This is a genomic window from Peribacillus muralis (genome assembly GCF_001645685.2).
In the GTDB taxonomy this organism is placed as follows: domain Bacteria; phylum Bacillota; class Bacilli; order Bacillales; family DSM-1321; genus Peribacillus; species Peribacillus muralis_A.
Genome location: NZ_CP017080.1, coordinates 2,061,957 through 2,074,461 on the forward strand (window position 1 = coordinate 2,061,957; position 12,505 = coordinate 2,074,461).

Consider the following 12,505-nt stretch of genomic DNA (forward strand, 5'->3'; position numbering starts at 1 on the left):
TGTAAGGGGTTTTTCTAAACTAATGGACACAAGGGGATGTTAGAAAAATGAATAAACAAAACTTAATTCAGCTGTCAGATGGTTATTTGAATCGTACGCCTATTTTTCAGTTTATCCTGTTGTCTCTGCTATTCCCATTATGGGCGGTTGCCGCCAGTTTGAACGATATCCTGATTGCACAGTTCAAACATGTATTTGAGCTGACTGATTTTGCGAGTGCTTTAGTGCAGAGCGCATTTTATGGCGGGTATTTCCTGATTGCGATACCAGCTTCAATGGTCATTAAGAAAACGAATTATAAGTTTGCCATCATTACCGGATTGCTTTTTTATATTATAGGATGCTCGTTGTTTTACCCAGCTTCGCATATGGCTACGTATACGATGTTTTTATTCGCGATTTTCTCCATCGCGATCGGACTGGGTTTTCTTGAGACAGCGGCAAATACATATAGTTCGATGATTGGGCCGCGCAAGTATGCAATCCTTCGCTTGAATATAAGCCAAACCTTCTATCCTATCGGTGCGATTTCAGGGATTTTATTAGGGAAATACCTTGTATTCCAGGAAGGTGCAAGCCTTGAGGCAAGGATGGCGACCATGTCCCCAGCGGAGGCACAGGCCTTTGGGCTGAAAATGCTTGAAAACACGCTGGAACCATACAGATATATGATTTTCGTCTTGATTGGGATCCTGATATTGTTCATTTTGACCAAGTTTCCATCATGTAAGCCGGAAATGAAGATCAACAATGCTTCAGGGAAGTCGCCCAGTATCATGAAAACGCTTAAATACCTCGGTGGACACAAACGATTCCGCAAAGGAGTGGCCGCACAATTTTTATACGTGGGGATGCAGGTAACGGTTTGGTCCTTTACGATTCGCCTTGCGCTCGATTTAAATCCCGACATTAACGAGCGTACCGCTTCTACTTTTATGGTATATAGCTTCAGTGCATTTTTTGCAGGAAAGTTCATTGCCAATTTCTTGATGACCCGCTTTTCACCAGCTAAAGTATTGGTTAGTTACTCCATCATTGGTTCAGTTCTTCTTGCCTATGTGGCATTCGTGCCGAATATGTCAGCCGTTTACGCAGCCGTTGCGGTCAGTATGCTGTTCGGGCCGTGCTGGGCAACGATTTATGCAGAAACGCTTGACGTCATTCAAGATAAGAAATATACCGAAACGGCAGGAGCGATCCTCGTCATGGCCATTGTCGGAGGTGCATTTATCCCTGCGCTACAAGGGTTTGCATCTGATTACTTAGGTTCGATGCAACTGGCATTCCTTGTATCGATGGCATGCTTTATCTACGTTGGACTCTATTTCTTCGGTGAGATGAAAACGGAAAAGGTTACGATCGACCCTGCAGAAAAGTCGGCATCATCGCTGTGAGAAACGGAACTTCGGCACGGTGCACATTTCAAATGCTGCACCCTTGTGCGAAAATCATGAGAAAGGGTGGAAGGAATGAAGGGAATAATCGGGCTGCAACGGAATTATTTTAAAGAAAGCCGTACAGCATTTTTTACTAACGAAGAATTCAGTGTTACCTTATTCCGCTATCAATCAGGAATTGAAGCGATTGAGGTAACCAATTCAAGGGGCAGGATGGTGGTTCTTCCATACATGGGCCAGATGATTTGGGATTTGGAGTTTGACGGTGTAGATCTTAAAATGAAGAGTATGTTTGACCAGCCCAAAAAAGCTGATAGCGTCATAGATACATATGGTTGCTTTGCTTTCCATTCAGGGCTAATCAGCAATGGCTGTCCGGGAGCTGATGATGACCATGAAATGCATGGAGAAATGCCCTGTGCAGAGATGGACAGTGCTTGGCTGGAAATAACCGATACGTCCGTGAAAATTTGTGGACGGACCGAATATATAAAAGGTTTCGGCCACCATTATCTAGCTTCTCCGAGTGTTGAAATGTTCAAAGCGAAAGGGTCGATTCAAATGACCATGGCTGTGAAAAATCTATCGGGCGAAGTGATGCCTCTACAGTATATGTGCCATACAAACTATGCTTACTTGGATAATGCCGAAATGAAGCAGAATATCCCGAACAGCGCTTTCAAGCTAAGGGGGTCGATTCCGAAGCATGTTAAACCGACCGATAAATGGCTGGATTACAATAAGAAACTATTAAATGGACAGGAATCAATTAACGCATTAAACGATCCTGGAATGTATGATCCCGAAATCGTGTTTTTTGCAGATGAGCTGAATCTTTATCAGGAAGTAGCGGTATTCGAGATGGCTTCTCCTGAGGGAATCACGTTTTTCACCAGCTTTTCGACAGCGGAATTGAACTACGCCACAAGGTGGTTATTGCATAACGCCAATCAGCATGTTGCTTCATTCGTGCTGCCTGCGACATGCCGTCCAGAAGGTTTCAGCGCCGCAGAAAACGCAGGAACGTTGATGATGTTAAGCGCTGGGGAAGAGAGGAATTTCACGATTGTAACCGGAAAGAAATAAGGAGGAATAATAAATGGACATAGCGGTAATTGGATCAAATATGGTGGATTTGATCGCCTACATCGATGACATGCCGAAAGAAGGGGAAACACTTGAGGCACCGGATTTCAAGATAGGCTGCGGAGGCAAAGGTGCGAACCAAGCGGTTGCCGCTGCCAAAATGGGCTCAAAGGTGATGATGATAACGAAGGTCGGGGATGATCTTTTTGCGGATAACACCATTCAAAATCTTGAAAGCCATGGAATCGATACGGAATTCACCAGTAAAGTGACTGGCACATCAAGCGGTGTGGCACCGATTTTTGTCGATCAAGAATCAAAAAACCGCATCCTGATTATTAAAGGAGCAAACCAGCACTTGCTGCCGGCGGATGTCGACCGTGCCGCTGAAAAGCTTAAGAAAGCTTCCTTGATCGTTCTTCAACTTGAAATTCCGCTTCCGACCGTTTACCGTGCGATTGATTTTGGGTGCGAACATAATATTCCTGTCATCTTAAATCCTGCCCCTGCATCAAAAGAGCTTGATTTTGATTATGTATGCAAAAGTGACTTTTTTATTCCGAATGAGAGCGAACTGGAGATTTTAACGGGCATGCCTATTGCTACAGATGAACAAATTAAGGAAGCGGCGTCCATTCTACTGAATAAGGGCGTTAAAAATGTAATCGTAACGATGGGAAACCGTGGCGTCATGTGGGTAACGAAGGAGAAAAACGTAAAGGTTCGGTCAGAAAAAGTGGCAGCGGTCGATACAACCGGAGCGGGAGATGCCTTCATAGGCTGCTTTGCCCACTTCATTGTGAAAAATGGTGACGTGCTCATGTCCATAAAAAAGGCTGCAGCCTTTGCCGGATTAAGTGTCACAAAAAGGGGAACACAGTCGTCTTATCCAACGAGAGAGGAATTAGAGGTGTTCATAACCTCGCGAACATGAAACAATAGATTGGGAGTACAGGTGGCATGGTTTTTGCCACCTGTCTTATTTTTTATATGATTAATCAACTACATGAAGGAGCACTTCTAGGATTTTTTTATGATTGTACAAGCCATTTTCACTTAAATCCATAGCATGTTAGTAAAGAAATACTTGATGAAAGGTTTCATTCACTTTCTGGGTTATATGAATTTCTTCATTACGACCTTCACCCACATATACAGTAAAAAGGAGACGTTTACATTATGTTGCTAAATAACAATGGAAATGAAAAAGGCCAACAGCTGAATAACGGTTCCATGCTGCTACGGGAAGAGATGCAAGCCATTGACTCTTGGATAGCAAAAATGGGGAAACACCATTTTTTTGACACGACAGCACAAAGGATGATTTCCGTTACAACCACACTGAACCTCCAGTATGAAATAGTGGGGCATGGCTTAAATCGAATCGTTTATGACCTGAATAATGGCTTTATATTGAAAGTTGCCCTGTCCGAAGTGGGACTGATGGCCAACGCAAATGAAGCTTATATCTATAACCATTGCAGGGAGGAAGTTAGAAAGTATATATGTCCAGTTAGTGAATTCGGTTCTGGCTGGATCATCATGAAGAAAATGGACACGAGCGTGCGGCATGCAGTCATTGATTATACGAAGCTGATCAAACTCGAGTTTATATTCCTGAAATACGGCATGCTCCCCATAGATTTGCGAATCGCAAATGTCGCCTTTTCCGAAGAAAATAAAATGGTGGTCATCGATTATGGCCTATTCACGATGGATCTCAAAAGCCCTGTGCTGCGCTGGTTCGTGTGAAGGTTTTGAAGGTTCACATCCTTCTGATTGAATGATGACCTTTGCGAGCTGTATGCATCTGGTCTTTTTATGAGCTTTCCCGCCTTACTTATAATTGGCCCGATAGCTGATGATTATTAGAAAGGAAAATCTTTCTTAATAATGGGGAAATGTACAAGGTAAAATACTTACCACAAGCCGAATTCACGAGTAAATAGCTTTTACTTACGAGTAAAGTTATGGCACTTACTCTTTTGAGTGTTGACGTCCTATTTTTTTTAGCATAAAATATACCCGCAGGGGTATAAAATCAAGAGAGGAGACAAAACATATATGACTGAGCAGAAAAAAACGACAATCATCTTATTTAGTGGTGATTATGATAAGACAATGGCAGCTTACATTATTGCAAATGGTGCCGCAGCCTACGATCATGAAGTGACCATCTTCCATACATTCTGGGGATTGAATGCATTGAGGAAGGAAGAGCCGTTGAAGGTGAAAAAAGGGCGGCTTGAGAAAATGTTTGCCAAAATGATGCCGCGTGGTGCGGATAAGATGGGTTTATCCCAATTGAATTTTGCTGGGATGGGACCTAAAATGATCAAACATGTGATGAAAAAACATAATGCGATGTCACTGCCGCATTTAATCGAGCTGGCTCAAGAACAAGAGGTGAAACTAATTGCCTGTACGATGACAATGGATTTGCTCGGGTTGCAACAAGAGGAATTATTGGATGGAATCGAGTATGCAGGTGTGGCAGCTTATTTAGCTGAAGCTGAGGATGGGAATGTAAACTTATTCATTTAAGGGTTTCCATACGCGTATAAAAAAGGGAGCAATCCGTTGATGTCCGTACTACGGATGAATATGAGCATAACAAAAGGGAAGAGCTATCGATGTAATAGCGCCAAGAGTTCCTGTCGTTAATTAGAGGAGGTATAAAAAATGAGAGAAATATTGACCAATGAAGTGAATGATCTAATGAATGAGAACAAGCCAGTACATGTCATCGATGTGCGTGAAGTGGATGAGGTGAAGGCAGGGAAGATTCCCGGTGCGATGAACATCCCATTGGCTTTAGTGGAATTTACCATGCAAGACCTGGATAAATCAAAAGAGTACATCTTAGTCTGTCGTTCGGGGGGCAGAAGTTCAAGGGCAGCACTGCTACTAGAGGAACGTGGATATAAAGTGCTGAACATGGTGGGGGGCATGGATGAATGGAAGGGTGCAACGGAATGAATTTTTTGACCTTTTATATACCCCGACCCCTATTAACTGAACGAGGAGGAAAATGATGATTACAACTAATTCCGTATGTGATGCAAAAGGTTTGGCCTGTCCTATGCCCATCGTAAAAACGAAAAAAGCGATGAACAATCTGGAAGCTGGAGGCGTCCTTGAGGTTCAAGCGACTGATAAAGGATCAACGGCCGATTTGAAGGCATGGGCCGAAAGTACAGGTCATCAATATTTGGGAACGGTGGAAGAAGGGATGGTTTTGAAACATTATCTTCGCAAAGCTAGTGTTGAAGATCAACAAGAACAAATCCATGAAAAGATCATTACAAATGAAATGCTTCTGAAAAAAATCGAAGCAAAGAAAAACACGATCATCCTTGATGTAAGAGAAAGGGCAGAGTATGCTTTCAATCATATCCCAACGGCTATATCCTTTCCAATAGGTGAGTTGGAACAACGTTTGGAGGAACTGGATAAAGAAGCTGAGCTTTTTGTCATTTGCCGTACTGGCAGCCGTAGTGACCTTGCTGCCCAAAAACTAACGGCAGCAGGATTTAAAGAAGTCATCAATGTTTTACCTGGCATGAACCAGTGGAGTGGTCCTTCACAAGAATCAATTCAAAAGTAATCGGACATTTAGTTGTGGAATGGCCTACTTCTTTACGATTGAGTGCATTTGTGTCAATCGTTTTCATGGAAAAAAGAACATTCGTCAACTCCCCGGACGCTAATGGAGGATAAAAAAATTTAATGTAAAATATACTATAGGGGGTATTTTAAATGACCTTTAAATCGATGACTGCAGCGGAGGTTGCAAGGAAGGTAATCAATGAAGATGAATTATTCATTTTGGATGTTAGAAATGGAACGGACTTTTTCGATTGGAAAATTGAAGGGGAAAAGTTTGAACTCCTTAATATTCCATACTTTGATTTATTGGAAGGTGTGGAAGGAATAATCGAACGAATTCCGGAAAACAAGGACATTCTGGTGGTTTGTGCTAAGGAAGGCTCATCAATAATGGTGGCTGAGATGCTGTCTGAGGCTGGGCTTCATGTTGCTTATTTAAAGGGGGGCATGAAAGCGTGGAGTGAGCACTTGGAACCGGTGAAGATCGGAACATTGACTGATGGCGGAGAAATTTATCAATTTGTTCGTCACGGCAAAGGGTGTTTATCTTACCTGGTCGTATCCAATGGCGAAGCTGCCGTAATTGATTCCACAAGAATGATCGATGTTTATCTCGATTTTGCCGAAAGCATAGGCGCAAAAATCAAGCATGTGTTTGATACACATCTACATGCTGACCATATTTCTGGGGGACGAAATATAGCAAAAAAGACAAATGCAACTTACTGGCTGCCAACAAAAGATGCAACGGAAGTAACGTTTGATTACGAGCCATTGGAGAGCGGAACAGTGATTACGATCGGTCATACCGCGATTGATATCCATGCCTTATATTCTCCAGGCCACACGATAGGCTCGACATCATTCGTCATCGATGAAAAATACCTGCTTTCGGGAGACATCCTATTCATTGGCTCCATCGGCAGACCGGACTTAGCAGGCTTGGGTGATGATTGGGTAGTCGATTTGAGAGAAACGCTATATATACGTTATAGAGAACTATCAGAAGAGTTAATTGTATTACCCTCACATTTCATGATTCATGAAGAATTGAATGATGATGGTAGTGTCGCCAAAAAGCTAGGCTATTTATTTGCTGAGAATCATGGATTGAACATAACAGATGAGTCAGAGTTCAGAGCATTGGTAACGGGTAATTTACCGCCTCAACCAAATGCTTATCAAGAAATTCGAGAAACTAATATGGGCAAAATCCAACCGAATGATGAAAAACAGCGCGAAATGGAAATTGGACCAAATCGCTGTGCCGTTCGTTAAGTAAAAATGATACTTGATAAGGAGAGATATGGGATGATATCAGATAAAGTATTGGATGCCACAGGGCTTGCTTGCCCAATGCCGATCATTAAAACGAAAAAAGCGATGAATGAAATGGTGCAGGGGCACGTGCTGGAGATACATGTAACTGATAAAGGAGCTAAAGCCGACTTGGCCGCTTGGTCAAAATCAGGCGGTCATGAATTAATCGATACAGCGATGGATAATGATATACTGAAAGTTTGGATCAAAAAAGGTTAAAGAAGTGGAGGGGACCTTGTAGGTTCCCTTATTTTTAAGGGAGGCAAGTAATATGGATATCGCTTTTATCATGACCATCTTTCTGATTGGATTCATAGGTTCATACATGTCCGGTATGCTCGGTATTGGCGGTGCGATCATTAATTACCCATTGCTTCTATTCGTTCCTCCCATTTTCGGTTTTGGGGCATTTAGTGCACATGATGTAACAGGTATAAGTGCTGTGCAAGTTTTGTTTGCTTCCATTGGAGGGGTTTGGAGCTATCGGAAAAGCGGACATGTAAATAAAACGCTCATTCTTTATATGGGAAGCAGCGTGTTGATCGGAAGCATGTTCGGAAGTTTCGGATCACGAGCGATGTCGGAAAACGGAGTGAATATTGTCTATGGTGTTTTGGCGGTGGTCGCTGCCTTCATGATGGTCATTCCGAGAAAAAGTATGGATGTTGTTACTGAGGAACATGTGAGCTTTAACAAATGGCTTGCGGCCGTCCTTGCTTTTGTCGTTGGTTTAGGGGCAGGAATAGTCGGGGCAGGAGGCGGTTTTTTATTAGTCCCGATCATGCTCATCGTGTTAAGGATCCCGACCAGGGTCACCATCGCGTCTTCACTGGCAATCACGCTCATCTCATCCATCGGTGCGACGGCAGGGAAAATCACGACTGGACAAGTTGCTTTCTATCCCGCCCTGATCATCATTGCAGCTAGTTTAATAGCAGCACCACTTGGGGCGATGGCTGGCAAAAAAATGAATGTAAAAGTCCTGCAAGCCATACTGGCTCTCTTGATCTTAGCGACGGCTGTGAAAACCTGGCTGCAAATCATGTCATGAGATGACTTGGGGATATGGAAGGTGTCGAAAGAAAGTATGGGGGAATTGTACAACAGCTGCTGTTCATATTAAACGAACCTGAAATATTGGAGACACCCCCCATTAAAATGGAGGTTGTCTCCAGTCTGAAACCCCGTTTTCGTAAAACGGGGTTTTTTATTTTGGATAATATAAAATCATGCTTAACCGAGTCAACGTTCCGCCGCTATTAAGGTAGGCATGTGGCTTATCGGCCTTGAATCTGATGGAATCGCCATTTTTCAATATGTATTCATCATCATTTAAGCGGACAGTCAGCTCACCTTCAAAAATAGTCAGAAATTCCTCGGTTCCTTCTTGATGTGAATCGGCACGATGATATCCACCTGCTTCGATCTCGATCGAATAGACCTCAAAACGTTTATCAGCTTCGAAGGGAAAGTGAGGAAAAACGAGATATTTGCCGTCGTCTTCAGTTAAGGTTCGAATGTCACTTTTAAGAACGACCGTTGTATCTGGCCGGGGATGATCGATTAGCGAAGAAAAGGAGATCTTTAAACCATTGGCAATTTTCCAGATCGTTGTGATGGTGGGACTCGATTCTCCTCGTTCAATTTGGCCTATCATGGTTTTGCTAACGCCCGTCAGCTCTGCAACCTTCTCAAGGCTTAACTTTTTACCTTCTCTAAAGGCTTTTAAGTTTTTCGCAAGTATAAAATTTATTTCTTCCATGAGTGAACTCCTTTATATACAATATAACGATCGTATTGTACAATAAAAAGTAAGTCGTTATATCGTTCGTTTTAAACATTATAGCATACATTCAAAAGGGAGGCGCACCAATGCCATTATTATCATTTTTACTTTATGTTTTTGTCACAAGTTTCACCCCAGGCCCCAACAATATCATGGCCATGTTATTTGCTAACAAATACGGGTTTAAACGGACGCTGAAATTCTGTTTGGGAGTAGGAGCAGGTTTCTTTGTGATCATGATATTGTCTAGTTATTTTAATCTGCTGCTGAAAAATTTCATTCCAAAAATCGAATTTTTCATGACGATCCTCGCTGCCGTCTATATGCTGTATCTGGCAACGAAAATAATCAAAAGTAAAAATAAAAATGAGGATGACGATGGAGATAAAAATAACCGTTTCGTTTCAGGCATGCTGCTGCAATTCATTAATCCGAAAGGGATCTTATATGGCATAACGGCCGTTTCAACCTTTATCATTCCCTATCATTCTTCAAATGCCAGTCTGCTTTGTTTCTCCTTATTTCTAGCATTTATCGGTTTCCTGAGTACGATGAGCTGGAGTGTGTTTGGATCTCTGTTTCAAAAGTTCCTAACGAAATATAGCAGTCAGTTCAATATCGTCATGGCTTTGTTATTGGTCTATAGCGCCATATCCATTCTTGTAAGATGAAAAGAACACTTTATATAGGAAAGAAATACGTAGAAAAGAAGCCTTTGAAAAATTCTAAAGGCTTCTTATTCGTTCGTCCTCTGTTAAATTCGCGACAAAGGCATGTGTTTTTGTGGTGTCAGTTTGTAATGGGTAAGCCATAATAAACATATGAAAATCATTTCAAATGCATTCGTGATTGCCGAACTCTTTATCGGTATGGGGATGGCGCTGCCGCCAATCATGATCATCACGGCCAAAAGCATCCAAATCCAACGGGTTCGCAGGAAGATGTTGACGCTTATCACCAATAGTACAAAGGTAACAATAAGCACCATGAGAGGTGGTCCAGAAGATCCCTCACTAACATATCTTAAAACGCCATACTCATCCACAGGTACAAAAGTTTTATGCATATTCTCTATACATTCATAGATGATAAGTCCTGATGTAAGGCAAAGGATAAAATAGAAAGCACCGATTTTATCCGTAAAGGGAATATGGATTCTTTTTGCCATTCCCCAACCGAACAGTATCAATGTAGGCGTGATAAATCCGTGAATCCAGAAACGAGATATATTCAACATTTCGAGTAAAGGTCCATCACCGATGAATTTTCCGGAGGCAATGATTATATTATCCAAAAACAGTGCAAACGTAACGAAGAGGAGAGTGCTTGAAAGGGAAAAAAGGTTATCATCCCTTCGAATGAGCGTAATGCCCGTTAGAAAAAGAATCATGTAAATGAGTGAGTAACAAAAATACAGAATGGTATCCAACTATATGTCTCCTTTACTGTTTTAGTCATTACATGCATTATAGCGAAATCCGCTTTCAGGAAAAAGGAAAATACCCTGTCTTGAAAATGATGATGAAGATGGGCCACTTAGTGAAATGAAACAACTTCGCTCCTGATCGTATTAAAACGTTCAGGGATTTTTCACTCCTTCACGTTGCAGGAGAAGGATTAGAGGGATTCAAGCAAAAGTATAAAAAAAGACTGATGAGCCAGCCATAGCTAGTTCATCAGTCGGTCTTTGGATAGGGTAAGTTTATTTTAAAGGTTGTCCTTCAAAAGCTTTAACATCTAAAGGAGCAGTGAGGAAATCTTTAGCTTTACCGACAAATGAAGTGAAGTGCTCACTTGAATTATGGCTAGCAACAGCTTGCTTATCCTCCCAGATTTCAACCATTGTAAATTGATTGTCCTTCTCCGTGTCTTTATGAAGGTTGTAAGAAACATTACCGCTTTCCGCTCTTGACGAATCGATAAGCGGTTGAATCTCTGCTAGAAATGCATCTTGTTTGGCTGGGTTGATATTGAATACGGCATGAATGATAATCATGTAAGTTCATCCTCTCTTTTGTTAAGCATCTAGTTGAAAAAATTCAATCCATCACTTCCATTGAGCGACTTTATCAATCGGAAGGCGAACGGATGCGTGCCCGCCATCAGCTGCTTTTCCGATTGAGATAAGCATCACAGGAACATAACGGTCTTTATCCATTCCAAAGGCTTCCGCGATTTTGTCTTTTTCATATCCGCCAATTGGATTCGTATCGTATCCAAAGGCTCTTGCCGCTAGCATCAGTTGCATGGAAACAAGACCGCCATCAATCAATACGACATCTTTCATTTCTTCAGTCGTAGTTCTTTCATAATATCCAGCAAATGACGCCAATATATTTTCTTTTACTTCCATAGGCATATGTCCCATTTCAACAGCTTTACCGTAAATTTCCTCGGCATTTTCAAAATTGTTCAAATCACCAAAAACAGCAATGACTGCGGAAGATGTTTCGACCTGAGTTTGGTTAAAGCGAGCAAGGGGAGCGAGTGTTGCTTTCCCCTCAGGGCTGTCTATAACCAACAAGCGCCACGGCTGCATATTTACTGAAGAAGGGGCAAGTGTCGCTATTGTCAGGATTTCCTCCATTTCAGCCCGGGTTATTTTGACGGTCGGATCGTATTTTTTTATCGAGCGGCGACCCGTCAGGATTTCCTTGAAGTCATTCGTAATTTGTGCAGTAGTCATGGATGAAAATCTCCTTTTATTCGGTATATTTTTCATAGGGAAGCAGGCATTATACTTCACTTATATTTTTTTGAATCCGTATGAGCATCTCCGTTAACGCTTTCCGTTCCGTTTCATTGAAATCCTTAAGCATTAACGTGACGAAACGAGCCTTCTCAGCTTGGGAGGCAATGATTTGCTCACGACCGGGAGCTGAAAGGGAAACGAGCGTAAATCGATTATCATCCGGATCTTTACGTCTTATGATCATCCCATTCGCTTCAAGTTGCTTTAAATGCCGGGTAATCGCAGCACCGTCAATCTTAACCTCTTTTTGAAGAGCTGTTTGACTCATTTCATCCACTTGATAAAGCTGGTATAAAATATCATGTCTTGATTGACTGATGCCCATACAGCTCTCGAATTTTGAGCTTATCTGTTTGTTAAGGCAGTTCATTTTATATAAAATAAGCGATTCATTGGAGCATGATGAATTCGTCAATAAACATCCTCTTTTCTTAATTGATAGGTCAATGATTGATGCATCAACTAATATACTATAGGCAATAAAATAAAGCAAGTATTTGTGTTGTTACTATTTTTGCCTACAACGGCATCTTCTTATGTATCACCTGAAGAAGC

Annotated in this window: 16 protein-coding genes; 11 read left to right on the forward strand and 5 right to left on the reverse strand. The window is 41.8% G+C overall.

Annotated elements, in window-relative coordinates:
- Positions 1-47: 47 nt before the first annotated feature.
- The 10 genes from fucP to ABE28_RS10175 all read left to right on the forward strand — a co-directional run bounded on the left by fucP (position 48) and on the right by ABE28_RS10175 (position 8,463).
- Positions 48-1,394 (forward strand): L-fucose:H+ symporter permease, encoded by a 1,347-nt coding sequence (gene fucP / locus ABE28_RS10130; RefSeq protein WP_064466190.1) that lies wholly within the window; start codon positions 48-50, stop codon positions 1,392-1,394.
- Between the two features lie 75 nt (positions 1,395-1,469).
- On the forward strand, positions 1,470-2,483 hold the full coding sequence (locus ABE28_RS10135) for an aldose 1-epimerase family protein (RefSeq protein WP_064466189.1): 1,014 nt from the start codon (positions 1,470-1,472) through the stop codon (positions 2,481-2,483).
- 13 nt (positions 2,484-2,496) lie between these two features.
- Positions 2,497-3,417, forward strand: a complete 921-nt coding sequence (rbsK, locus tag ABE28_RS10140; protein WP_064466188.1) for a ribokinase — start codon at positions 2,497-2,499, stop codon at positions 3,415-3,417.
- A 245-nt stretch (positions 3,418-3,662) separates the two neighbouring features.
- Positions 3,663-4,235 carry a hypothetical protein gene (locus ABE28_RS10145; protein ID WP_064466187.1) on the forward strand — a complete coding sequence of 191 codons (573 nt, stop codon included), beginning with the start codon at positions 3,663-3,665 and terminating at the stop codon, positions 4,233-4,235.
- Positions 4,236-4,547: 312 nt separating this feature from the next.
- Positions 4,548-5,027: a DsrE/DsrF/DrsH-like family protein gene (locus ABE28_RS10150; protein WP_064466186.1), complete on the forward strand. Its 480-nt coding sequence runs from the start codon at positions 4,548-4,550 to the stop codon at positions 5,025-5,027.
- A gap of 138 nt (positions 5,028-5,165) precedes the next feature.
- On the forward strand, positions 5,166-5,462 hold the full coding sequence (locus ABE28_RS10155; protein ID WP_064466185.1) for a rhodanese-like domain-containing protein: 297 nt from the start codon (positions 5,166-5,168) through the stop codon (positions 5,460-5,462).
- A 52-nt stretch (positions 5,463-5,514) separates the two neighbouring features.
- The gene (locus ABE28_RS10160) at positions 5,515-6,090 is read left to right on the forward strand and encodes a sulfurtransferase TusA family protein (protein ID WP_064466184.1); all 576 of its coding nucleotides are present in this window, start codon (positions 5,515-5,517) and stop codon (positions 6,088-6,090) included.
- Positions 6,091-6,242: 152 nt separating this feature from the next.
- Positions 6,243-7,370, forward strand: a complete 1,128-nt coding sequence (locus ABE28_RS10165) for an MBL fold metallo-hydrolase (protein WP_064466183.1) — start codon at positions 6,243-6,245, stop codon at positions 7,368-7,370.
- 33 nt (positions 7,371-7,403) lie between these two features.
- Complete coding sequence (locus ABE28_RS10170) at positions 7,404-7,631, forward strand: sulfurtransferase TusA family protein (protein ID WP_064466182.1); 228 nt, start codon at positions 7,404-7,406, stop codon at positions 7,629-7,631.
- A gap of 52 nt (positions 7,632-7,683) precedes the next feature.
- Positions 7,684-8,463 carry a sulfite exporter TauE/SafE family protein gene (locus ABE28_RS10175; protein ID WP_064466181.1) on the forward strand — a complete coding sequence of 260 codons (780 nt, stop codon included), beginning with the start codon at positions 7,684-7,686 and terminating at the stop codon, positions 8,461-8,463.
- 156 nt (positions 8,464-8,619) lie between these two features.
- Here the strand turns inward: ABE28_RS10175 and ABE28_RS10180 are convergent, their stop codons facing one another.
- Entirely contained in the window at positions 8,620-9,174 is a 555-nt protein-coding gene (locus ABE28_RS10180) for a helix-turn-helix domain-containing protein (RefSeq protein ID WP_064466180.1), read from the reverse strand.
- 110 nt (positions 9,175-9,284) lie between these two features.
- On the opposite strand from ABE28_RS10180, the gene ABE28_RS10185 reads away from it, so the two are divergent.
- Positions 9,285-9,869 (forward strand): LysE family transporter, encoded by a 585-nt coding sequence (locus ABE28_RS10185; RefSeq protein ID WP_064466179.1) that lies wholly within the window; start codon positions 9,285-9,287, stop codon positions 9,867-9,869.
- Positions 9,870-9,952: 83 nt separating this feature from the next.
- On the opposite strand, the gene ABE28_RS10190 is transcribed toward ABE28_RS10185, so the two are convergent.
- From ABE28_RS10190 to ABE28_RS10205, 4 genes are all read right to left on the reverse strand, one after another.
- Positions 9,953-10,627: a hypothetical protein gene (locus ABE28_RS10190; protein ID WP_064466178.1), complete on the reverse strand. Its 675-nt coding sequence runs from the start codon at positions 10,625-10,627 to the stop codon at positions 9,953-9,955.
- Between the two features lie 273 nt (positions 10,628-10,900).
- On the reverse strand, positions 10,901-11,194 hold the full coding sequence (locus ABE28_RS10195) for a putative quinol monooxygenase (protein WP_064466177.1): 294 nt from the start codon (positions 11,192-11,194) through the stop codon (positions 10,901-10,903).
- Positions 11,195-11,245: 51 nt separating this feature from the next.
- Positions 11,246-11,884: a nitroreductase family protein gene (locus tag ABE28_RS10200; protein ID WP_064466176.1), complete on the reverse strand. Its 639-nt coding sequence runs from the start codon at positions 11,882-11,884 to the stop codon at positions 11,246-11,248.
- A 49-nt stretch (positions 11,885-11,933) separates the two neighbouring features.
- Complete coding sequence (locus ABE28_RS10205; protein WP_064466352.1) at positions 11,934-12,320, reverse strand: MarR family winged helix-turn-helix transcriptional regulator; 387 nt, start codon at positions 12,318-12,320, stop codon at positions 11,934-11,936.
- Between the last annotated feature and the right edge of the window lie 185 nt (positions 12,321-12,505).